The 22971-nt window shown below is 69.2% G+C and carries 13 protein-coding genes; 9 read left to right on the top strand and 4 right to left on the bottom strand.

Annotated features, from left to right (window positions below; genetic code table 11):
* Positions 1–15: 15 nt before the first annotated feature.
* Both MYSTI_RS12350 and MYSTI_RS12345 read left to right on the top strand, forming a co-directional pair.
* On the top strand, positions 16–4842 hold the full coding sequence (locus MYSTI_RS12350) for a non-ribosomal peptide synthetase (RefSeq protein ID WP_015348086.1): 4827 nt from the start codon (positions 16–18) through the stop codon (positions 4840–4842).
* Positions 4843–4892: 50 nt separating this feature from the next.
* A complete protein-coding gene (locus MYSTI_RS12345; protein WP_015348085.1) occupies positions 4893–6062 on the top strand; it encodes a hypothetical protein in 1170 nt (389 codons plus the stop codon).
* A gap of 41 nt (positions 6063–6103) precedes the next feature.
* Here the strand turns inward: MYSTI_RS12345 and MYSTI_RS12340 are convergent, their stop codons facing one another.
* The 3 genes from MYSTI_RS12340 to MYSTI_RS12330 all read right to left on the bottom strand — a co-directional run bounded on the left by MYSTI_RS12340 (position 6104) and on the right by MYSTI_RS12330 (position 9804).
* On the bottom strand, positions 6104–7237 hold the full coding sequence (locus MYSTI_RS12340) for an FAD-dependent monooxygenase (protein ID WP_015348084.1): 1134 nt from the start codon (positions 7235–7237) through the stop codon (positions 6104–6106).
* Positions 7234–7845 carry a TetR/AcrR family transcriptional regulator gene (locus MYSTI_RS40700; RefSeq protein ID WP_015348083.1) on the bottom strand — a complete coding sequence of 204 codons (612 nt, stop codon included), beginning with the start codon at positions 7843–7845 and terminating at the stop codon, positions 7234–7236. The genes MYSTI_RS12340 and MYSTI_RS40700 overlap by 4 nt, the downstream gene beginning before the upstream one ends.
* A 102-nt stretch (positions 7846–7947) precedes the next feature.
* The gene (locus MYSTI_RS12330; protein WP_086009841.1) at positions 7948–9804 is read right to left on the bottom strand and encodes a hypothetical protein; all 1857 of its coding nucleotides are present in this window, start codon (positions 9802–9804) and stop codon (positions 7948–7950) included.
* A 54-nt stretch (positions 9805–9858) separates the two neighbouring features.
* Between MYSTI_RS12330 and MYSTI_RS12325 the strand changes: the two genes are divergently transcribed.
* From MYSTI_RS12325 to MYSTI_RS12295, 7 genes are all read left to right on the top strand, one after another.
* Positions 9859–10536, top strand: coding sequence for a hypothetical protein (locus tag MYSTI_RS12325; RefSeq protein WP_015348081.1), 678 nt, complete (start codon positions 9859–9861; stop codon positions 10534–10536).
* A 59-nt stretch (positions 10537–10595) separates the two neighbouring features.
* Positions 10596–12062 carry a pentapeptide repeat-containing protein gene (locus MYSTI_RS40695; RefSeq protein ID WP_015348080.1) on the top strand — a complete coding sequence of 489 codons (1467 nt, stop codon included), beginning with the start codon at positions 10596–10598 and terminating at the stop codon, positions 12060–12062.
* A gap of 24 nt (positions 12063–12086) precedes the next feature.
* Entirely contained in the window at positions 12087–13514 is a 1428-nt protein-coding gene (gene hflX / locus MYSTI_RS12315; protein ID WP_015348079.1) for a GTPase HflX, read from the top strand.
* A gap of 9 nt (positions 13515–13523) precedes the next feature.
* On the top strand, positions 13524–14138 hold the full coding sequence (locus MYSTI_RS12310) for a hypothetical protein (RefSeq protein WP_015348078.1): 615 nt from the start codon (positions 13524–13526) through the stop codon (positions 14136–14138).
* A gap of 137 nt (positions 14139–14275) precedes the next feature.
* Positions 14276–17965, top strand: a complete 3690-nt coding sequence (locus tag MYSTI_RS12305; RefSeq protein ID WP_015348077.1) for an AsmA family protein — start codon at positions 14276–14278, stop codon at positions 17963–17965.
* The gene (locus MYSTI_RS12300) at positions 17962–18501 is read left to right on the top strand and encodes a DUF1318 domain-containing protein (RefSeq protein WP_015348076.1); all 540 of its coding nucleotides are present in this window, start codon (positions 17962–17964) and stop codon (positions 18499–18501) included. The genes MYSTI_RS12305 and MYSTI_RS12300 overlap by 4 nt, the downstream gene beginning before the upstream one ends.
* Positions 18495–21944, top strand: coding sequence for a TolB-like translocation protein (locus MYSTI_RS12295; protein ID WP_015348075.1), 3450 nt, complete (start codon positions 18495–18497; stop codon positions 21942–21944). Before MYSTI_RS12300 ends, MYSTI_RS12295 begins: the two co-directional genes overlap by 7 nt.
* Before the next feature lie 15 nt (positions 21945–21959).
* On the opposite strand, the gene MYSTI_RS12290 is transcribed toward MYSTI_RS12295, so the two are convergent.
* Positions 21960–22892 carry an aminoglycoside phosphotransferase family protein gene (locus tag MYSTI_RS12290; RefSeq protein WP_015348074.1) on the bottom strand — a complete coding sequence of 311 codons (933 nt, stop codon included), beginning with the start codon at positions 22890–22892 and terminating at the stop codon, positions 21960–21962.
* Positions 22893–22971: the final 79 nt, after the last annotated feature.

Here is a 22971-nt window from a genome sequence, read left to right as displayed (position 1 = left end):
TCGAAGGACCTCCCGATGACGCTCTCATCCCCGACATCCAGCTTCCAGCCCCCGCGCAACCGGACGGAGGAGCTCCTGTGCGAGCTCTGGAGCGTGCTGCTGGAGGTCGAGCGCGTGGGCATCCACGACGACTTCTTCCAGCTCGGCGGCCACTCCCTCATCGCCACGCAGCTCGTCTCCCGGCTCAACGAGCTCTTCCACCTGCGCTTCCCCCTCCCCACCATCTTCGACGCGCCCACCATCGCGGAGCTGGCGGCCGCCATCGAGTCCGCGCGCGGCGAGGAGACAGCGAGCCAGGACCTCCCCCTCCGCCCCTGCACGCAGGGAAGCAGCGTCCCGCTCTCGTTCGCCCAAGAGCGCCTCTGGTTCATGGAGCTGCTCTACCCGGGGACGGCCACCTACAACATCCCCGTCTTCTACCGCATCACCTCGCCGCTCGATGTCGGCGTGCTCCAGCGCGCGCTCGACGAGGTGCTCCTGCGTCACGAGTCGCTCCGGACCACGTTCGTCCCCACGGACTCGGGCCCCGTCGCGCGCATCGCGCCGCCGCGCGCCTTCCCCCTGACGGTGGTCGACCTGAGCCGCCTCCCCGCGGACACCCGCGACGAGGAGGCGGCGCGCATCGCCACCGAGCACGCGAGCCACCCCATCGACGTGCGCACGGGCCCCATCATCCAAGGCACGCTGCTGAAGGTCGGCGCGAAGGACCACCGACTCCTCCTCGTGGTCCACCACATCGTGTCCGATGGCTGGTCCCTCGGCGTCCTCATGCGAGAGCTCCGGACGCTCTACTCCGACTTCGCCGCGGGACAGCCGTCCTCCCTGCCCCCGCTCCCGCTGCGCTACGCGGACTTCGCCGTCTGGCAGCGCCAGTGGCTCCCGGTGCAGACCCAGGAGCGGCTCCTTCCCTACTGGCGCAAGCGGCTCGCCGGAGCCCCCACGCTCCTCGCGCTCCCCGCCGACCGCCCACGGCAGCAGGTCCAGACCTTCAAGGGCACTCGCCGCACCTTCCACATCCCCGAGGAGACCGCGCTGGCCATCGAAGCGCTCTGCCGCCGCGAGCGCACGACACTCTTCATGACGCTCCTCGCGGGCTTCTGCGCCGTCCTCCATCGCTACACCGGACAGGACGACGTCGTGGTCGGCTCGCCCATCTCCGGACGCATCCGCCCGGAGGTGGAGGGGCTCATCGGCTTCTTCGTCAACACGCTGGTCCTGCGCAATGACTTGTCGGGAGACCCTCGCTTCGTCGACCTCCTCACCCGCGTGCGCGAGGTCACGCTGGGGGCCTTCGCTCACCAGGAAATGCCCTTCGAGAAGCTGGTCGAAGCGCTCCAGCCCGAGCGCACGCTGAGCCATGCGCAGTTCATCCAGGTGATGTTCGTCCTCCAGCGCTCACCCACGCTGGAGGCGGCTCCATCCGCCGCGCTCCAGCTCGCCCCCTCGCCGGAGGCCTGGGAGGTGAACACCGGAACCGCGAAGGGCGACCTCCTCCTCTACATGGCGAGGACACCCGAGGGACTCCGCGCCACCTTCGAGTACGACAACCACCTCTTCGAGGACGCGCGCATCGAGCGCATGGCCGGACACCTCCAGGTGCTGCTCGAGGCCGTGGCCGCCGACCCGTTCCAGCGGCTCTCCGCGCTCCCGCTGCTCACGCCCACCGAGCGCAACGTGCTGCTGCGCGAGTGGAACAGCGCCACCACCGACTACCCACGCGACGCCTGCGTCCACGAGCTGTTCTCCCGCCAGGCCGAGCGGACGCCGGACGCCATCGCCGTCTCCTACGGCGCCAGCAGCATCACCTACCGGGAGCTCGACGCCCGCTCCAACCGGCTCGCCCATCACCTGAAGTCGCTGGGCGTGGGCCCCGAGGTCCTCGTGGGCCTGTGCGTCGAGCGCTCCGTGGACCTCATCGTCAGCATGCTCGGCATCCTCAAGGCAGGCGGAGCCTATCTCCCGCTGGAGGCGGCCTATCCCTCCGAGCGCCTCGCCTTCATGCTCGAGGACGCGCGCGTCAGCCTCCTGCTGGTCCACGCCGCGAAGCTCCAGCAGTTGCCGCCGTTCCCGGGCCCCGTCGTCCGCGTCGACACGGACCAGGACGCCATCGCGCGGCACTCCGACCTTCCGCTCGCCTCCACCGCGCGCCCCGACAACCTCGCCTACGTCATCTACACGTCCGGCTCCACGGGCCGCCCCAAGGGCAGCGCCATCGTCCATCGCGGCATCGCCGCCCTGCTCTTCCACACCAACTTCGTCCGCTTCACTCCGACAGACCGGGTCGCCCAGGCATCCAACGCCTCCTTCGACCCGAGCACGTTCGAAATCTGGGGAGCGCTGCTGAACGGCGCACGCCTCGTCGGCATCACAGCGGACCCGGCGCGCGAGCCGCAGGAGCTGGCCGCGCAGATCCAGGGCGAGGCCGTCAGCATCATGTTCGTCACCACCGCCGTGCTCCACCTGCTGGCGCGTCAGGTGCCGGACGCCTTCCGCTACGTGCACACCCTCGTCTTCGGAGGCGAGGCGGCCGACCCGCTCGCGCTGCGCGAGGTGCTCCGGCACGGCCCACCGCGACGACTGCTCAACGGCTACGGCCCCACGGAGTGCACGGTCTTCTCCACCTCGCACGCCATCGACGCGCCTCCGTCGCTCGGCCAGCCCGTGCCCATCGGGCGGCCCATCACCAACGGCCCCGTGTACCTGCTGGACAAGCACTCGAGGCCCGTGCCCATCGGCGTCCCCGGAGAGCTCTACGTCGCGGGTGAGCGGCTGGGACGCGGCTACTTCAACCGACCGGAGCTCACCGCGCGGACGTACGTGCCGGACCCGTTCAGCACGAAGCCCGGCGCCCGCCTCTACAAGACGGGAGACCTGGGCCGCTACCTGCCCAACGGCCGCATCGAGTACCTGGGCCGCGTGGACCTCCAGGTGAAGATTCGCGGCTTCCGGGTGGAGCTGGGCGAGATTGAAGAATCGCTGCGCCTGCATCCGGGCGTGGAGGATGGCTCGGTGGTGGCGGTGGAGGTGGGCGGGGACCGGAAGCTCGCGGCCTACTTCGTCGCGAGAGGCCCGGCGCCCACCCCGTCGGTGCTGCGCAACTGGCTGCGGGAGCGGCTGCCGGAGCACATGGTGCCCACGTCCTTCACGCTCCTGGCCGCACTGCCGCTGACGCCCAACGGCAAGGTGGACCGCCGCGCCCTGCCGTCACCCGAGCAGCCCCAGGCAGACACGTCCACCTACCAGGCGCCGAGGACCTTCACCGAAGAGACCCTGTGCCGCATGTGGGGCGCGCTGCTGGCGATGGAGCGCGTGGGCATCCACGACAACTTCTTCCACCTCGGCGGACATTCGCTCCTCGCGACGCAGGTCGTGTCCCGCGTCCGCGCGGAGCTCGGAGTCGAGGTCTCCCTCCGCACGTTGTTCGCGAGCCCGACGGTGGCCGACCTGGCGCGACACATCTCGCGCGCGGAGCCCTCCGTGGTGCTCGCGCGTCCGGTGCCGCCGTTGCGCCGGGTGCCCCGCGAGGGGGCGATGCGCGTGTCCTTCGCCCAGGAGCGCCTGTGGCGCTTCTTCCAGCGAGCCCCTGAGTCCAGCGCGTACAACATCCCCCGCGCGTTCCGGTTGAAGGGGCGGGTGGACCCGAAGCACCTCGAGTCGGCCTTCCAGGCGCTCATCGCCCGGCACGAGACGCTGCGAGTCATCTACTCCGAAGAGGACGGCGTACCCGTGCAGCGCGTCCAGCCGAAGGCGGACTTCCGGCTGCGAGAGGTCGACCTGCGAGGAAGGGAGGACCGCGAGGAGGAGGCGACGCGGGAGATGCTGAGGTCGGCGCTGCTCCCGTTCGACCTGTCGACGGGGCCCCTGATGCATGGGGCGCTGCTCCGACTGGAGGACGAGGAGTTCGTGCTGTTCTTCTGCATGCACCACATCACCGCGGACGGATGGTCCATGGGGCTCACCTCGCGAGAGCTGGGTCGGCTCTACACGGCCATCGCCTCGGGGGTGGACGCGGGCCTGGCGCCGCTGGCCATCCAGTATCCCGATTACGCGGCGTGGCAGCGCGAGTGGCTGTCCGGTGAGGAGCTCAAGGAGCGGCTCAGCTTCTGGAAGAAGTCACTCGCCGGAGCGCCCACGCAGCTCGACATCCCCACGGACCGGCCGCGCCCCGCGACGCGCACCTTCAACGGCATCCAACGGCAGGTCGCGCTGGGACAGGCTCGCACCCAGGCGTTGAATGCGCTCTGCCGTCAGGAGCAGGTGACGCCCTTCATGGCGTTGCTCTCGGTGTTCGGCATCATGCTGGCACGGCGCGCGGGACAGGACGAGGTGGTCATCGGCTCGCCCATCGCGAACCGACTCCGTCCGGAGTCGGAGCCGCTCATCGGCATGTTCGTCAACGGGTTGTGCCTGCGCGTCAACCTGCGCGGCGCCCCCGCCTTCCGAGAGCTGCTCCAGCGGGTTCGCGAAGAGACGCTGGCGGGGTTTGCCCACCAGGAGGTCCCCATCGACCAGGTGGTGACCTCGCTGGGGGTGGAGCTGCCCGCGAATCGCTCCCCGGTGTTCCAGGCGATGTTCGTCCTGCAGAACGCGCCCACCGCACCGCTGGAGATTCCGGGAGTCTCTGTCACCCCCGTGCCGGTCGACCGAGGCTCCGTCACCTACGAGCTCACCCTGGCGCTGACGGAGACACCCGAGGGCTTCGCGGGCGTGCTGGAGGTCAATACGGACCTGTTCAAGCCGGAGATGGCGGAGCACCTGCACGCGGAGCTGGAGGCGTTGCTGGACGCGGTGCTGGCGAATCCAGACCTGCCCGTGGGTTTGGAGACACGGGCCTCGCGGTGAGAGGCTTCACCCATGGCGTGTCTTGATGCACGCCATGTGGGGAGGCTCTCATGGTCATCTACACGTGTACCTTCTGCCTCAAGCTCCAGCTGGGAATGCAGAACTTCACGCCGACGTGTCACGGAGACATGGCGGTGCTCGTGAACTTCACCCAGGTTCGCGACCCTCGCGTCCTCCGGCTGAGGGACATCCTCCTGTCCCTGCCCATTCCCATCGACGATGGAGGGCCTCCGAACGATGGAGGGCCTCCGCCAGAGCCCGACGCCCTCATCCCCAGGCCCATGCCTCATGCCCGGTTCCGCCCTGACCCCAACTTCCTCTGGACGGACATCGGGCAGCGCGCGATTCCAGAGATCTTCTACACCCTCAACGTGGCCGATGACGGAGGACCGGGCAATCCCTTCGAGGCCCGCGAGCTGGCGCTGCCCATCTATCAGAAGCACCCGGCCGCGCTCGAGCTCTTCCAGGCCTTGAGCCAAGGGGCGGTGCGCTTCAACATCCCTCCGGAGGGCGAGGTCATGTATGTCATTACGGATGACTTCAGGCTCATCATCGCCTCCCGGGAGGAGCGTGAGCATCACCTCCCCCATCCGACGCTGGTGGGTGGCGATGAGCCCGAGGTCGTCAGCGCGGGCATCCTCCACTTCTTCGAGGGCCGTATCTCCCGTGTCTGCATCAACTACTCCGGGCACTTCAAACCCAACGCGCCGTCCTCCGTCGAGATCAGCCTCGCGCTGTTCGGACGCCTTCCCCTGGAGGCGTTCCACGCTCATTTCGAGGGCTTCGTCATCTTTGGACTCCCGCAAGTGATTCCCTTGGAGGGCACGGGTGGAGGACCCACGCCCTTCGAGGTGACACATCACGGGCACGGCGCCATGGACTTGAGTCGCACGGTCGCCATGGACATCAACGGCGCCCGCTTGAGCATCGTCGCCCTCACGGACGGAGGTGCGAGAACGCCCTTCAAGGACCGCATGAAGGAGGCGCTCACCAAGCTCCAGCACCACCTGGTGAATGGGAGGCCACCTCCGTTCCCATACGTCCTGCTCTTCAATCGCCGGATGTATCGGATGTACTCGCGCATCCTCGCGGACATCCAGTTGGTGGCGGCCAAGGGCCGGTACAAGGCCGTCATCGACCACTCCAAGTTCCTGCTGCTCAAGGCCCTCCTGGAGAGCGCGCTGACGGCGCTCTGGCGTCCGCGAAGTGCCCTGGGCTAGCCGAGCTTCAGGCCTCCCTCGAAGCGAGGGAGTGCCAGAGGTCAGCCGATGGGGACACCCGGCATGTCGAGGACCATCTTCTCGAGCGCCGCGCGGGTGGCGAAGCGGGGCGTCCATCGCATCATCGTGTTGCGAAAGCCACGCGCCAGACCACCCTCCCACTGCGCGACCTGGCCCAGGGTCCACGAGCGGTCGCGAATCCATTCGGCGCGGGGACGGCGGAGGCTCTCGTAGCGGGCCAGCGCCGCGTCCGTGGGCCCCATCGTCACGAGGAGCTGGGCCAGCGTCGCCGCATCCTCGACGGCGAGCCCCGCGCCCTGCCCCAGGTTCGGCGTCACCGCGTGCGCGGCGTCACCGAGCAGCACGGCCCCCGGCTTCCACCAGCGCGGCGCGGAGCAGTCCTCGATGTCGTTGTGCAACATCCCGTCGACGTGCGTGAGCGCGGCGAGCGCGCCCCGAGCCGGGCCCGCGAAGTCCGCGTAGAGGGCCCGCAGCTCCGCGAGGTCCTTCCACGCGGGCGGCGCGCGACGTGGCGCGTTGAGCGTGAGGAAGACATACGACTGGTTCGCGCTGATCGGCACGACTCCCACGCGGCGGCCTCGGCCCCACATCTCGACCACCGCGTCCGAGAAGTGGCCGTCGACGATGGCCCGCCAGCAGGTGTGGCCGGAGTAGCGCGAGGACACCTCGGCGCCGCAGACGAACTCCCTCACCGTGGAGCGGATGCCATCGGCGCCGACGACGACGTCATAGCGGCCCTTCTCTCCGTCGGAGAACTCGACCTCCACCCCCTCCGCGCAATTCCGCAGGCTCGAGACCGTCACACCGAGGCGCGGAGCAGGGGACACGCTCCGGAGAATCCGCAGCAGGTGGCTGCGATGAATCGCCGTCGCGGGGAGCGGCAGCTCGGGCACCGCGTAGGCGGACTCCTGGAGGACCTCACCGGAGGCGTCCGTGATTCGGGCATGCGCCACCTGCCGCCCCGAGGCGATGAGGTCCTCGTGCAGCGCGAGTCCCTTCATCACGGCCATCACGTTGGGCCCGAGCACGATGCCCGCCCCCTCGTCGCCGTAGGACGACCGCCGCTCGACGATGTCGGCCACCACGCCTCGGCGCGCCAACGCCGCGCCCAGCGCGAACCCACCAATCCCTCCACCGACAATCAGCACCTTCATGACGACCTCCTCGACCCCAATCCCATCAGCAGGGCCTCAAGACCGCGGCGCATCCCCTCTCGTGCTTTGGCCAGCGGCACCCTCGTCAAGGGTGACAGCATGTGCAGCAACGCCGAGTGGTACACGGAGAAGGCAAGCCCCGCCGCCAGCTCGCGCTCCAGCTCCGGCCGGAGCTCCTTCTTCGCCTTCGCCTCGTCGACAATCCGAGCCAGCGTCCCCAGGAACTGCGCCAGCGCGGGCCGCTGCGCCTCCTCGGCCGCCCCCGTGAGCCAGGGCAGCTCCTTCACCACGACCCGCGCCAGCTCGGGCTGCGAGGCGTAGTGCGTGAGGAGCGGTGTGAACAAGTGCATGCACCGGTCCACGAAGGCCCCGGCGGGCAGCGACGCCACCGCCTTCGCCAGGATGGGCATGGCCTCCTCCCGCCATATCTCATGCAGGAGGGCATCCTTCGTCTCGCCGTACACCAACACCGTGCCGGTCGCGACGCCCGCCTCCTCGGCGATGGCGCGCACCGTCGTGCTCTCGTAGCCGCGCTCCGAGAACAGCCGCTTCGCCGCGGCCCGGATGCGCTCCCACTTGTCAGCCTTCGCTCGTTCTCGCAGGGACATATTTGAACGCGTTCAATTTCGAACGTGTTCATAACTACCGCGAAAGCCCGCGTCAACTCGTTCGACTTGGGGGATGCCCGGCACGAGGTGCCGAGCGAGGAGTCACTCGGCGCGCAGCGAGAACTGCCAGGGCACGGCCCGATTCGCCAAGGAGCTGGGTGCGGCCTCCACCACATAGGTTCCCGCCACCTCGGCCTTGAAGCGCGTGGCCTCCGTCGACGGAATCGGGTACCGGTAGATGAGCTGACGGTTCGGCCCGATCACTCGAACGGATGCGTTGCTGAAGTCCAGGACGTAGGACCGCCCCGCCTCCAGCTCGACCGAGAACACGTCGAGATCTCCCACCAGCTCGAACACGCCAGCCAGGGACACAGGAATGCTCACGGGAGTGGCCTGCGTGGCGTCATCACCATGGTCATCCGTTCCGACCTGGTCCACCTGGAATGTGAAGTCAGCGGGCCTTGGATACGCGCCGACGCGGAAGGTCACGAGCCCCGAGCTCCGCACGAGGACGTTCCAGACCCCAAACCCTTCTCCATTCAGGGCGACGGAGCCACTGGGACCATAGGTCGTGATTGAACAGGAGGGGGTACAGGTGAGCCGATAGACGCCGTCAGGCTCGAGCGGAACGGCGATGGCATCCCAATCCGAGTCGTCGTGGAGGCGCCCCGTCACCCGCTCCCCCAGCGCGGCACGCGTGGCCGTCTCGACCAGGCCTCCGTGGTCATCCCGGCCCTTGTCATCCACCCTCACCTGGAAGTCGCTCCCCCATTGCGTGTCCTGGAGCACATGCACGAAGTACGTCCCAGTCACCGGCAACTCACGGGAGAACAATCCCCCGGTGAACTCACCCAGCGGCTTGCCATCCGGGGCCGTGACCCGGACCTGCCAGCTCCGAGAGATCGGCATCCAGATCTCCTGCTGGTGTCCCGCGGTCCCCGAGAATGAAAAGACATCCACGTCGTTGGTGCCCTGGAGCCGCGCGGTCACGGGGACTCCCGACACCAGCGGGGTCGCCCCGGCGGAGGTGTTCGCGTGCTCATCGCGGCCCAGGTACTCCACCTGGCAAGACGTCGTGCGAAGCGCCTCGGTCCGGGCGTAGACCTTGACGAACCAGGTGCTCGCCGCCTGTCCCAGGTGGCCCACACGGGGGCCCTTCCCATACTCACCCGCGCTGTGCGCCAGCTCCACGCCCGCCTCGGTCATCAGGGCCAGGGACGCCACATCCGATGCACAGGAGAATCGGAAGCCATGCCCCGGCTCGGTGCGGAAGCTGAAGACATCCGCGTCACCGGGATACTCGATGACGACAGGGAAAGATCCACTCGACTCCTGAATCGCCGTCGCGGTCGCGGGCGTCGAGCCATGGGCATCCTTGCCCAGGTCCTCCAGCCGGTAGGAGTACGTTCCCACCGCCTCTTTTCCCTGGGACGCCGTCACCCGGATGAATCGCGGAGCCTCCTCCGTGGACGCGAACTCCACGCCCTGCCCCTCCTGGGTCCGGACAAGCGTTCCAGCGACATCCTTTCCCGCGGCATCCATGAGACGCAGGTCCACGGCGGCCAGCGTTCCGGGCCGGACGACGAAGCGGAAGCCCTGCCCTGTCTGGGCAGGCATGGCGAAGACATCCCGGTCGGCCTTGTCTCGAAAGGCAGGCTGGATGGTGCCTTCGCGAAACTCCGTGAAGGGCACCAAGGGCGTGGCGAGCGCCGCCGTATCCCCATGGTCGTCCTGCGGCCGGACCGCGGCGATGGTGCAGCGCAAGCCCGCCGCCTGGTCCCAGGCGCTGCAACGACATACGGGCGTCCCCGCCTCCGAGACACAGCGCCCCGCGGTGCACTCCACATCCGCGCAGACACGCTCGTCCTCCTCGGCCGAAGGAACACCGCAGCCCATGAGGAAGCAGACAGCCAGCAGCGCGAACACGCGCGAGATGAAACAGGAGCGAACGAGGGGCACCGGGAACCTTGGGTTGACGACCGTCGAGCGACCGTAATAACCGAAGGCTCGCGCATGCAAACGCTCTCTCGTCCCACCGCGCAGGTGCTGGTCCTGCTTTCACTCTTCGTGTCTTCGCCCGCCTTCGCGGAGGAACGCCCGGAGCAGGAAGGCGGATTTCCAACCTGGCTCGCACTCTCCGCACGAGGGGGCTACTTCATCCCCGGAGGAGGGATGGAGGACACGCCCCCCGAGCCTGTCTACCTCTACGAGGTCTACAAGGGACTCTTCTCCGTCATCCTGGAGCCCACGCTCCGGATCGGCTCACACGTCGAGGTCGGCCCCTGGGTTCAGTTCTCGTACGCGCAGATGCGCGTGCAGTGCGCGGAGGACCAGGCGTGCAAGGGCGGCAACTTCCGCTTCGGCCTCCAGGCCAACTACCACTGGATTCCCTCCGGCCCTGTCGATGTCTGGTCGGGCCTGTCGCTCGGCTACGACAAGTCCTCCATCCACGTGCCGGACGCCGACATCACCTACTCCGGCCCTGACTTCACGCTCCAAGCCGGAGGCGACAAGAACTTCGGAGGGAACTTCTGGGCCGGACTCTTCCTCGGCGTCACGGGCGGCTGGTACGACACGCTCGACGTGAAGCTGCCGACCGGCTCCGGCAGCGAGAAACTCCGAGAGCGCGCCTTCCACCTGTGGATTGGCTTCGGCGTCCGCATCCGGCTCGCCGCCCCCCTCTCCACTTGAAACTGAGTGGCAAGAGTCGCGTAGAGTCCCTCCCCGCCTGACACACCGGGGAGGGACACATGTCGTCGGACTGCTACTATGTTCGGGTGGGGACGCTCGAGGGAAAGAGCGTCACGCTGCACTGCCTGACGGGCTTCGCGGGCGGCATGAAGGACTACGCGACGACCCGGTCCTTCGCACTGCTGCTGCTCATCGACGCCCGGAAGCGCGCCGATGACACACCGGACCTGGTCCGGGGCGCTCCGAAGGAGGTGGCGAAGCTGCGCAAGGCCCTGGCGAAGAAGGTCGCCAAGGCCCGCTCGCCACTCCTCGATGAGGTGTCGTGGCCCCGGTACAAGGAGGACTGGCACGCGGAGAACACGCCTCGCTACATCCAGCGCGTGAAGCTCCTCGAGCGGCACAATGACCTCCACGAGTGGAAGCTCGAGAAGGCCCGTGCGGAGCTCTCCCCCCTCCAGGACAAAGGCTTCGGAGCCTTCCTCGAGGCGGCCTGGGAGCGCATGCATGGCTTCGACCTCCAGGTCGAGGTGACGGATGCGAAGTACCTGGCGCACCTCGTGGAGGGGCACCTCTTTCCGACCACCGCGTTCGATGTGTGGAGCGAGCCGAAAGCAGCGCCGCCCAAGAAGGCCCAGGAGCCCAAGGGCCCCAGGATGCAGAAGCCCGCGGCCGCCCCGAAGGGGAACTACGCGGGAATGGCCCTGGACGACTCCTTCTGGCCCGCGAACGTCCGCAAGCCGAGGGACATCAGCGGCTCGAACTTCCAGCAGGCGAACCTCACGACCGTCGTCAGGACGCCCTACGTCAAGGCCCTGGAGTGTGACTTCACGAAGGCCAAGATGACCCGGAAGACCACCTGGGACCTCGACACGTACATCATCGGATGGAAGCTGAGGGGCTCCCTCTTCCGTGGAGCCTCGCTCAAGGATGCTGTCTTCTCGGACTGCGACCTGAGCCACTGCGACTTCACCGGCGCCGACCTCCGCGACGCGACGTTCATGACGAACAACCTCAAGGGGGCCATCTTCAAGGGCGCCAACCTGAAGAACGCCCTGATTCCACCTGAGTTCGCCAGGCAAGCGAACCTCGAGGAGGCGAAGAACTACTCGCCTGCTCCCGGTGGTGCGCCTGGGGCGCAATGCCGGGCACTGTCTCGGCTGCTCTCCCAGTCGAAGGAGATTTCCTTCGAGGTCCACAGCGCGACGCCCGACGCCGAGGGCAACCGCTCCAAGCTTTCCTTCGGCCGGTCTTCGGACGACGAGAAGAGGATCCGCGTCTATCGCATCTCTCTTCTCTCCACGGATGGCGACACCGATGAACTGTCCGACTCCCACTTCTCCATCGACGTCGAGGCGCGAAAGTTCGGCTCCCGACTTCGAGAGATGGCGGACAGCTTCCCAGAGCCGCAACGCTGGAAGCTCGACCTGTCGACGCTGACGGTCAGGAGCAGGGGAGCCCCCATCGCCACGCGTGCGTTGAAGGACATCGTCCGGGGGGCGCTGGTGGAGATCTTCAACGAATCCTGACCCCGAGCGTGTTACGAGCGCTCCATGTCGAAGCCCGCCTCCGCCGCCCGTCCCCGCGCTGTCCTCGTGGGCGTCCAGTTCCCCTCCGTCACGGACACGGAGCACTCCGCGGACCTCGAGGAGCTGCGCCGGTTGGTGCACACCCTCGGCTACGACGCGGTGGCGACGGTGTCCCAGCGCCGCCGGAAGCTCGCGACGGGAACGGTGCTCGGCAAGGGCAAGCTCAAGGACCTGGCCGACCTCACCGGTGGACCGGGCGTCATCACCTCGGGCGCACGCAACCGGACCTCCAAGGCCCGTGAGAAGTGGGAGGCCCAGGAGGAAGAGGAGGACACCGAGCAAGCCCCCGAGGGCGCCGAAGACGCCGCGCCCGACGAGGAGGAGGACGAAGAGGGCGAGGACACCGCGCTGATGTCCGAGCCCATGCTGGAAGGTCCCCGCCCCACGGTGGTGGTCGTCGACCACGAGCTCTCCCCGAGCCAGCTCCGCAACCTCGAGAAGGCCACGGGCGCCCTGGTGCTGGACCGCGCGGGCGTGATTGTCGACATCTTCCATCGGCACGCGCGCAGCCACGAGGCGCGGATGCAGGTCGAGATTGCCCGCCTCAGCTATCTCGCACCTCGGTTGCGAGAGTCCTCGGGTGGCAGCGAGCGCCAGCAGGGCCGAGGCGCGGGCGACTCCGCCGTGGAGCTCGACCGGCGCAAGATTCGCGACCGGCTCGCGGAGCTGCGCGCGGGGCTCGCCGCCATCGAGAAGGAACAGGACCAGCGCAGGTATGCCCGAAAGGACCAGCTCCGGGTGGCGCTGGTCGGCTACACCAACGCGGGCAAGTCCTCGCTGATGCGCGCCCTGACGGGCAGCGAGGTCCTGGTCGCCGACCAGCTCTTCGCCACGCTGGACACCACGGTGCGCGCGCTGCATCCGGAGACCCGTCCTCGGATGCTCGTCTCCGACACCGTGGGCTTCATCCAGAAGCTGCCGCACGACCTGGTCGCGTCGTTCCGCTCCACGCTCGACGAAGCGCTGGAGGCGTCGCTGCTGCTCTATGTCGTGGATGCGTCCGACCCGACCTGGAAGGCCCAGCTGGAGGTCACGCGGTCCGTGCTCCGGGAGATTGGCGCGGAGGTGGTGCCCAGCAAGCTGCTCCTGAACAAGGTCGACCGGCTGGACGAGGCGGCCCAGGAGGCCCTGCGCGCGGAGCACCCGGAGGCCGTGCTGCTCTCCGCGCATCGCCCGGAGGACGTGGCGAGGTTGCGTCAGGTCATCATCCAGCACTTCGAGGCCTCGATGGTCGAGGCGGAGCTGGTGATTCCCTACGCCAGCCAGGGCCGCATCGGCGAGGTGTACGAGAACACCACGGTGCTCGCCGAGGAGTATGACGAGACCGGCCGGAAGCTCCGGGTGCGAGGACTTCCCGCTGCGGTGGCTCGACTGACGCGGGCCTTCCAGTAAGAAGACAGCATGCTCGACCACCTGCGCCCTGAAGCCGGCGCCTTCGTCCACAACGCGGCGTCCGACTACGGCTCAGCGGTCTCGCGGCTCCTGATGCCCGAGGGGAGCGGGTCCCTGTATGCCGTGAGCCTGCCGTCCTTCGACCCGGAATCGGCGGTCTACATCGTGGAGAAGCGGCTCGACGCCCAGGTCGTCTCGGCACGAATGACGACGCATTTCTGGCCCATCTTGAATGGCCACCGTCGAAGTCCACTCGAAGGCCCCGCCACGCCCGGCGTCGACATGGCCCGGTCTCCCATCCCGCTTCCGCTGGTCGCGGCCCTGAAGCAGCTCTGGAATGCCGCGCTGCTCAGGACGCGGCACCCGGCTCACGCCTCCTTGCACACCCACGGAACGAACCACCACTTCGGCTCGTTCTCCCGTGAGCTCGGGTTCATGACGGGAACCACCTGGAGTCCACCCTCGGGCTCCCTGCGGGAGGGGCTCGTCGACTTGGGCGAGAAGCTCGCGCGGTACGCCCGCGAGTCCGAGGAGCAGCAAGCACTCACCGCCGCGGAGCTCCTCGAGGAGAGCACCCGCCTGTTTCACCGGTTCGAATCCGAGGATTCACGCACCATCGGGTGAACGCGTCGGGGGGCGGCGCCACTCGGGCCTGCCAGAGGCGCTCCGCTGCCGGCCTGCGCCTGCATGCTTGCCCGCAACGGGTCCTCGACTTCGCCCAGGCGCCCCGTGATGATGCTCGCGCGCCGTCATCGAGCACCATGGACTCTCCCCAAGCAGACAGGCCTCGTCGGCGATGGGTTCGCCCCCTCGCTGGTGTGCTCCTGGGACTCGTCGGCCTCTTCACGCTCGCGCTGGCCGCGACGGTGGTCGCGCTCCACCACCTCGACCACCCCGGGCTGAAGCAACAAATCCTCCCTCGGGTGGAAGCCGCCACGGGTGTACAGCTCGACTATCGGACGGCGCGGGTCGCGCTGCTCTCGGGGCTGCGCATCGAAGGGCTCGTGGTGCGAACGCCCGCGCCGCTTCAAGGCGCCGCCCCCGAACTCTTGCGCATCGGCACCGTCGAGGCGCAGTGGTCCCTGGGCTCCCTCCTCGGAGGCCCCACGCGGGTCGAGCGGGTGGCCGTGCGCGAGGTGGCGCTCACCCTCGTGGCCGACGACGCGGGCCCCACGTCCCTCACCGCGCTGAGCGGGTCCACGACTCCATCCGAGCCGGTGCCCGCGGAGCCTTCGCTCGGGACCTCGCGTCAGCTCGCGGCCTTCCTGGCCTCGGCGCCACCCGTCGGGAAGATTGAAGTGTCGGGTGTGTCGTTGAAGTACCTCCGCGTGCGCAACGGCGACGTGGTGGAGCGCTGGTCCCTGGACGGGCTCGCGGCCCTCGTCGAAGCGAAGCAACAGGAGGGAGCCTGGAAGCTCTTCGCGAATCTGGGACAGCCCGGGACGCCGCTGCCCCTGGCGCTGAGCCGACAAGGTTCCACCGAGCCCACCGGTGACGCCGCGCTGGAGCTCGCCCTGTCACTCGAGGCCGGAGCCACGGAGGCGCGCGTGCGGGTGGACCTCGACGTCGTCCGCCAGTCCTTTGACGCGCGCTTCACCGTCCGCCCCTTGCTGCACGGCTCCGCCATCGCGAGGTTCGATGCGGAGAAGCAACAGACCGTCCTCGAGCTGGAGCGCACGCAGGTCACCGACAGCACCCACGTCGAAGTCCTCGCGGTGCTCCCCGACGCGGCGGAGGTGCCGGTGCTCGTGACGAAGGCGCTCGCCGATGTCGACCTCGCCCGGCTGCTGCAAGCCATCCCTCCCGAGCTGCGTCCCGTCGCGCTCGAACGTGGCAAGGCCCATCTGGATGCGCGGGACGTCACGCTGAGCGCCCTTCCAACGCTCGGAGCGCAGGGCAAGCTCGGCCTGGACGTCGAGGTCTCCTCGCTCCGGATGACCCAGGACGCGCTTCAGGTGGCCCTCGGGAGTGGACGCGTCTCCGTCGTGGCGACCCCGGACACGCCTCGGGGACTGGCCGCGCAAGTGGCCTTCACGCTCCAAGGGCTCGCGGTCGACGGCCCCACCACGCTGCATGTCCCGAAGGCCCATGGAGAACTCGAGGGCCACCAGCTCCGGCCCGAGCCCGCCTCCGCGCTCGGCTTCGCGGGGGACGCGACGCTGACAGCCCACGTGCCCTCCCTGGATGCCCTCGCGGGAGGACTCCGCGCGAAGGCCGAGCGGCTGAAGCTCCAGTTCAAGGCGCCGCTGGTCGGAGAGCCTCCGTTCATCTTGAGCGCGGACCTTCCCGTGGGTGAGCTGCACGTCGTCACGGCGGATGGGCGCGAGGTGCTCGAGGGGCCCATGCACGTGAAGCTCGACGCCTCGGACGTGTTCCCGCATCGGGAAGACCCTCGGCTCAGCCGCGCGCGTGGAGCCCTGACGCTCGACGTGGGCGACATGCACGCGACGCTGAACGCCACCAAGGGCGCCACGGACGTGGCGTACGCGCTGGAGGTCCAGACGCCCGACCTCGTCGTCGCGCGTCCCTTCCTGCCCGACGACATCGCCGCGCGCCTGGGCTGGAAGGACCTGGCCGTGGGCCTCACCTCCAAGGGCACCGCGTCCGCCCTCTTCTCCGCGGCGCCCCGCGTGGACCACCAGACGGAGCTGCGCCTGCAGCGGCCCACCTGGGACGATGTCGTGGCCAGCAGCGTCGCGCTCGTACTGCGCTCACGCGGAGACGCCTGGCGCCACCAGGGCGAGCTGGACGTCCGGGCCGAGGGGCTGCGCGCGGGGACGCTCGAGATTGGGACCCAACACCAGACCTTCACCCTGGACGTCGACCGCCGCAAGCCGTCCGTCCGTCTGGGCGTCACCAGCAAGGCGGGGGTGATGGCGACCGTCGACGCCGCGCTGTCCTTCGACCGGAAGGCCCGAGCGCTGCGCGCCGATGTGACCGCGGACCTTCCGCCCCTCGGGAAGCTGTCCCCGCTGCTGGCCCGCTTCCGCGTACCCGCCGCGATGGAGTCCTCGCGGTTCGCGCTGAAGCTCGATTTGCATGGCACCCTGCTCGGCGTCATCTCGGACATCTCCTCCGAGGGCGACCTCGTGCTCGCGAAGGACCTCCAGAAGTCCGCTGCCTACGAGGGCCATGTCGAGCTGGATGCACGCGGCATCCGATGGAGGGATGACGTCCTCTTCATCAACATCCCCGCGATTCACTGGCGCATCGACTCCCACGGAGAAGGGGCGAAGCGGAACGTCCGCAGCAACCTGACAGCGGAGAAGCTCACCGTCGGCATGCATGACCGCCGGCTGTCCTTCGCGGACCTCGCCAGTGACACCACCGCGGACTTCGCCCTGCCGTGGGACTCGGACGAAATCGCGGTGACGCAGAACCTGAAGGCGCGCTCGCTCGAGCAGAAGCCCGCCCTGCCCTATCCGGTCCAGGACCTGGCGCTGTCCTTCACCGCGCGGCGGAAGACGTCGGGCGTGGTCCACGTCCCCGACTTCCAGCTGTCCAACCCGGGCACGAGCACCGAGCTGAAGGTGCGAGGCCGGCTGGACCTCAGCGACGAGCGGCGCCGGCTGGCGCTCCGAGGCGAGCTCGCGCAGGACCTGTCCAAGCTCGCGCGGCCCGACCAGTTGGAGAGCAGCGGCAAGGTCTCCGTCGAGTTCCGCGTCGCCTCCCCCGACCTCGTGGTCTTCCGGACGTTCTCCAGCCTGCTCCTCCAGAACGTGAATGTCCGGCTGCCCGAGAAGGGCATCGCCGTCGAGGGGCTCGAGGGAAACGTCCCGCTCACGGAGAACATCGAGTTCGTCGACGGACAGCTGCGGCTGACGAGCGACGTCAACATGAACCCGTACCCGATGCTGCGCTTCGCCGACCAGCACCCGCTGCTCGAGCGCAGCGGCTTCGTGTCCGCGACGCGCATCACCACGCCGCAGCTCTCCATCGCGCCGATGGCGGGCAACCTGGCCATCAACCAGAACCTGGTCTCCATGACACAGCTGGAGATGGGCGTGCGCGGCGGGCGCATCACCGGGCAGTGGTTGCTCGACTGGCAGGGCAGACACTCCACGCTCGAAGCGCGCGTTCGCGCCACCGGCGTGCAGTCCTCCCGAGGCGAGCCCTTCGATGGCAACGCCGCCGTGGTCATCTCCGCCAAGGACCGCAGCGTCAACGGGCGCGCGGAGATTCTCCGCATCGGCAACCGGCACCTGCTCGACCTGCTCGACTTGGAAGACCCTCGGCAGGTGGACCCCGCCACCAACCGCGTCCGCTATGCCTTGCGGCTGGGATACCCCGAGCACGTGCGCGTGAACTTCAACCACGGCTTCGGCAGCCTCAGCATCACCATGGGCGGGCTGGCGCGGCTGGTCAGCATCGACGAGATCCGGGGCATCCCCATGGGGCCCATCGTCGATCAGCTCCTCAAATCCATGCCCCCCTTGGAGGCCACGCCATGAAACACCGCGGGTTGCCGCTGCTCGCCGCGCTCGCCGCTTCCGGCTGCATCAGCGCGCCGGAAATCGTCATGGTGGACCGCGCGACGGCGCTCGAGGAACAGGCCTCCGGCTCGTTCAGGGACGTGGAGCAACGGCTGGCGCGCGCGGCGATGAACCCCACGCCCGTGCCGCTCACGCCCAACCAGCTGGAGGAGCTGGGCATGCAGCCCCCGCCCCTGGTCGAGAACCTCGGCCGGACGCAGGCGGACCGCGTGGACGAGCTGCTGCGGCGCCACTGCGTGGGTGAGGGCAAGGACGGGCTCCTGGCGGACACCCGCCGCCGCTGCCAGACGGGGCGGCTGATGCCGGACGACGTCGCCCTGGTGGAGCGGGTGAACCGGGCCCGGCTCCAGCTCTGGAAGTGGATGGGGACGGTCCGCCCGGGCGTGCCCGAGGAGGCGCTGCGCCAGAGCTGGCAGAAGGTGCACGCGGAGGGCGTGGTCTGCGGAGGGTGGGTGGAGGCCGCGGACGGCACCTGGGGAGAGAAGAAGTGCTGACGCCTCGCGGGCCGTGGTCCTGGGTCCTGGCCCTGCTCGTCGCGAGCGGCGCCCAGGCGCAGGATGACGAGAATGACGGCGGACTGCGCACGCCCACCCGGCTCACCGTGGGCGTGGGAGACCAGTTCCTGGGGCAGCTGAGCCCGGATGGCAACACGCTGTTCTTCGCGTCCAACCGCAACATCGCGACGGAGATCTACTCCCAGGACCTGGAGCAGGGCCGAGAGCGCCGCCTCTTCGACGAAGGCGCCGAGGTGACCTGGCCGCGCATCAGCCCCGACGGGAAGCACCTGCTCTACATCTCGTTCCGGGACCAGGCCGGTGGCCAGCTGTGCGTGCGGAACCTGCCCGCGGCGGATGAGCGCCGCTGCCTCGCGGATGACGCCAGCGCCTTGCAGGCGGAGTGGATTGACTCGTCCCAGGTCGCGTTGGTGAGTCGAACGACCATCCAGGGCGACCTGCGGCTGTCGCGGGTGACGATGGGGCGCGAGTGGAGCGTGAAGCCACTCGTCGAGCGCAACCTGACCAGCCCGACGCTCACCCCCGATGGGCGGTGGCTGGTGTACGTGCCCGTCGAGCGCTCCGTGAAGGCCGTGGGACCTGGCTTCGCCGCGCGGGCCTCGGCGCATCTGGAGGCGCTGCGGCTGGACCGTCCGGGCGCGGCCCCCATCCCGCTGGAGCTGGACCTGCCGGGGCAGACCGGCCAGCCGGTGTTCTCTCGCGATGGGCGCTTCCTGTACGTCGTGCAGTTCTTCACCGACTCCAACGCGGATGGCGTGATTGACGCCAGCGACACCGGGGTGCTGTTCCGCGTGCCCTTCGCGCCGGAGCGCGACGACGCGCCCGAGCAGGCCGTGGCCTCCAGCCCCGTGCAGCTCACCAGCGAGTCCTGGAACTGTCAGTACCCATCGCCCGCGACCGCCGCCCTCATCGCGACGTGCTCGCGCTCGCAGTCGTTGGATGTGTATCAACTGCCGCTGGATGGACAGGTCCCCAGCACCTGGGAGGCGCGGCGCATCAGCGACGAGCTGAAGATGGCCGGACGGCGCGCGGACCTGCTCCTGCTCTATCGCCATCGCATGTTGCTGGAGACGCGTCCCCGGCTGCGCCGGCTGTTGATGATGCGCCTGAGCCGGCTTCACCTGGCCTTCGAGGACTTCAGCGCGGCGAAGTTCTATGCCGACCAGATGGCCAGGGTGAGTGACCCCGCCACCTTGGGGCTGGAAGAGCCCCTGCGCATCCTCATCGACCACCGGCGGGCGATGAAGGAGCGCGAGCGCGGTCGCATGGTGGATGAGCTGAGCGAGGCCGAGCGCGAGCGGCTGGAGGCGCTGTCCCCCGCCGTCGCGGCCAGTCCTCCCACGGCGGTCCTCCAGCACGTGGTCCGCAGTGAGATGGCGGAGTCCTCGGGTGACTTCACGCGGGCACGGCGGGAGCTGGAGTCGGCGCAGCTCGCCGACAACACACCGCGGGGCGTGCTGGAGGCCTATTACGACCAGGCGGACTCGCTGTACCGCAAGCTCGATGACCGCGCGGCCCTGGTCGACCTGGGTCGCCGGTTCTCCCAGCACAAGACCTTCCCGGCGGACGACCAGCTCGACTTCGCGCGCGCCGCTGTCGCCGCGCTCTACCGGGGGCGGCCCTACGCGGAGGCGGATGCCGCGATGGCGGAGGCGCTGACCACCGCGCCCGAGGGCTCCGCCTACGCGTTCGCCCTGGAGCTGGGGCGGCACGTCAATGCGATACACGAGGAGCGGCCGCCCCGTCAGGTCCGTGAGGCGCTGGTGGCGTTCTATCGCCAGCAGCAGGACCCGCTGCGCCGACGCGCGTTGGTGCAGGACGCCGTCGAGCGGGCCTCGGGGCTGGGCGCGGACGGAGTGCTGGAGGCCCTGGCCACGCTCTATGTCGACGATGCCCCCGCCGCCACCGAGGAGCGACGCAGGGCCGAGCGGCTGTTCCGCCGCGCGATGATGGGGCGCGCCTATCGCAGGCTGGCGCGGCAGAAGAAGGACGAAGCCCGCGCGGACTTCGACCTCGTGACGCAGCGGACGGGCTCGCTGGAGAGCGCCGTCGAGTCGGTGAACCTGCGCCTGCGCGCGGGAGTCGCCCCCGAGGTCGTGGAGAAGGAGGTCACCACCACCTCGGCGACCATGGCCAGGCCGCTCACGCACTTCGTGAAGGCCTACGTCATGGCGCGCCAGCTCCCCAAGCTGGAGGATGACAAGGCGCATGCCCTGGCGGTGAAGGCGGCGGTGAAGGAGCTGCGCTCGGCGTGGCCAGAGCTCAAGAACCAGCGCGCGGTGCAGGCGCTCCTGGGTGCCATCCACCACGAGGACTTCCTCCGGAGCCGGACGCCCGCCTCCGCGGAGCGCGCCAACCGGCACTACATGGTCGCGTTGGACCTGATGCGGAGCAACGTCCGCTACAAGGCGATGATTCTCGGCGCGCTGGGGATGCTGCACACGCAGGTGGGCAACTTCCACATCGCCCTCGGCTATCTGGAGCAGCGAGACAAGCTGCCCTATGTGGACAACTGGGCGGGGCTGGCGGTCTCGATGGCTCGGGCGCGAGCGCTCCTGCATGTCGGGCGTGAGGAGGAGGCGGCGAAGGCGGCGGACCAGGCCCTGGCGATGGTGGACGCGGCGCCGAAGCTGGCCCGGTTCGCCACGTTGGTGGCGGACCGCGCGGCGCTCTACAACCTCGCCGCCGGCAGGTTCGAGCGCGCGCTGGCGCTCTATGACCGGGAGATGCCCATCGTGGAGGCGAGCCCTCGCGACGAGGAAGGGCTGCGCAACCGGCTGGTGGTGCGGCTGGCCCGCTGTGCGGCGGCGCTGGGGATGGGGCAACCACAACGCACGTTGGAGGACCTGGACCAGGTGGAGCGAGACCTGGCGACGCCCGAGGTGCGAGCCGCGCTGAAGTGGTCGCGCTCCACGCCCGAGCACGTGCAGCGCACCTACCGAATCATCGCCTCCGGCCTGCGGGCGAACGCGGAGACGCGGCTCGGGCGGCTGGATGCCGCCGCACGGGCGCTCGAGCAACGGCGAGCGTTGTTCCTGGACCAGTTCGACCAGCTGGACCGGGATGAGGACATCCGCGCCGTGACGCTGGCGGAGATGCGACTGGCGGAGAACGCGGTGGACCGGCAGGACCCGGCGCAGGCGGCGCGGTGGCTGGGCAAGGCGCTGGAGCACGCGGACTCGCTGATGGCGCGCACGCATGCTCCGGTCGATGCCGGCCAGTTGGATGTGCTGTGGTTCGCGGCGCAGCTGCACTCGAACGGCGGCGCGACGATGCCCTTCGACGCACCGGGGCGCATGAGCCAGGCACGTCGCTCCCTGCTCGACCAGCGCGACCCGGCGTGGCGCACGTATCTGACGTGGTTCGAAATCTACATGGCGCTCGATGCCCACCGGCCGGTGACGGCTGCGTCGACCCCGTAGCGCGGACCTCCCAGGTCAATCGACGAGGAGCTCGGCCGTCGCGAGGAAGGGACGCCCGAGCTCCCTGTCCTGCGTCGACAGGTAGAGCCCCGTCGACACACGCTCGAGGTAGCCCCACTCCCAGAGGGCTTGCGCGTCGACGCCGGTGTTGCGCGCGAGGCGCTGGCAGTACGTCCGCGCCACCGCCATGGCGTCTCCCGCGAGCAACTCCGAGCACCAGTCGCGCAGGACGACGCCCAGGTCATACGCGGGCTCGACGTGAAGCCCGTCCGGGTCGATGAAGAGGAAGCCAGGCTCCGCATCAACACGCGGCGGGCGGACGCGAAGCGCGTTCGCGGGATGCGGGTCGCCATGGGCCACCACCAGGCGCCCTGGCTCCGCCTGGGCGGCGCGGTGCTCGGCGAAGCGCAGCGCCTGTTCGAACACCCGCGCCGAGCAGGGGCGGCCGCATTGCACCCACCATCGGCTCACCAGCGTGTGCAGCTCCCGCGCCTTCGCTTCCGCCACCTCCCGCGTCCGAGGCTCCCAGGTCGGCACCTCCCAGGCGCGGACAAGCAGCTCGCACAGGAGGTCCAGCTGCCGCTCCACGGGCAACGCGAGCTGCTCCAGGGTGGGGCCCAGCGCTTCGAGCAGGAGCGAATGCTCCGCGAGGTCGACCTGGAGCAATCGCGCGTAGCCCTGCCCCCGCGCGAGCTCGAGCACCCGGGCCTGGGCGGGGAGCCGTGGGTCCGGAAGCGCGACCTTGAGGACGACCTCCTCGCCAGGTGTCCTCCGGGCCCTCGCGACAAACGCCGCGCTTCCTCCCTCGAGCACCTCGCCGACCGTGATGGCCCAGCGCGCCTCGAGTCGCGCGACCCGCTCGGGCAGGCCCGCCAACCACGCCTCGCCCTCGGGTCCGAGACTGGACGCGGTCCGCTGCACCCTGGTGGGAATCTGGAGCGTTCGCATGCAACCCCTGGCCGTGGAATGACAGACATCCAACGTGTCCAAGGCATATCACGGAGGCCCTCGGATGAAGCCCAGAGCC

Source organism: Myxococcus stipitatus DSM 14675 (assembly GCF_000331735.1).
Taxonomy (GTDB): Bacteria; Myxococcota; Myxococcia; order Myxococcales; family Myxococcaceae; genus Myxococcus; species Myxococcus stipitatus.
Note: the sequence above shows the minus strand (reverse complement) of the source record. Positions and strands in the feature narration are given on the sequence as shown.

What these genes read in the sequence shown, in the direction of transcription:
- MYSTI_RS12340 (WP_015348084.1), bottom strand. Translation starts at nt 7,237, where the DNA reads ATGAAGGTGCTGATTGTCGGTGGAGGGATTGGTGGGTTCGCGCTGGGC.
- hflX (WP_015348079.1), top strand. Translation starts at nt 12,087, where the DNA reads ATGTCGAAGCCCGCCTCCGCCGCCCGTCCCCGCGCTGTCCTCGTGGGC.
- MYSTI_RS12350 (WP_015348086.1), top strand. Translation starts at nt 16, where the DNA reads ATGACGCTCTCATCCCCGACATCCAGCTTCCAGCCCCCGCGCAACCGG.
- MYSTI_RS12310 (WP_015348078.1), top strand. Translation starts at nt 13,524, where the DNA reads ATGCTCGACCACCTGCGCCCTGAAGCCGGCGCCTTCGTCCACAACGCG.
- MYSTI_RS12345 (WP_015348085.1), top strand. Translation starts at nt 4,893, where the DNA reads ATGGTCATCTACACGTGTACCTTCTGCCTCAAGCTCCAGCTGGGAATG.
- MYSTI_RS12290 (WP_015348074.1), bottom strand. Translation starts at nt 22,892, where the DNA reads ATGCGAACGCTCCAGATTCCCACCAGGGTGCAGCGGACCGCGTCCAGT.
- MYSTI_RS40695 (WP_015348080.1), top strand. Translation starts at nt 10,596, where the DNA reads ATGTCGTCGGACTGCTACTATGTTCGGGTGGGGACGCTCGAGGGAAAG.
- MYSTI_RS12305 (WP_015348077.1), top strand. Translation starts at nt 14,276, where the DNA reads ATGGACTCTCCCCAAGCAGACAGGCCTCGTCGGCGATGGGTTCGCCCC.
- MYSTI_RS12300 (WP_015348076.1), top strand. Translation starts at nt 17,962, where the DNA reads ATGAAACACCGCGGGTTGCCGCTGCTCGCCGCGCTCGCCGCTTCCGGC.
- MYSTI_RS40700 (WP_015348083.1), bottom strand. Translation starts at nt 7,845, where the DNA reads ATGTCCCTGCGAGAACGAGCGAAGGCTGACAAGTGGGAGCGCATCCGG.
- MYSTI_RS12325 (WP_015348081.1), top strand. Translation starts at nt 9,859, where the DNA reads ATGCAAACGCTCTCTCGTCCCACCGCGCAGGTGCTGGTCCTGCTTTCA.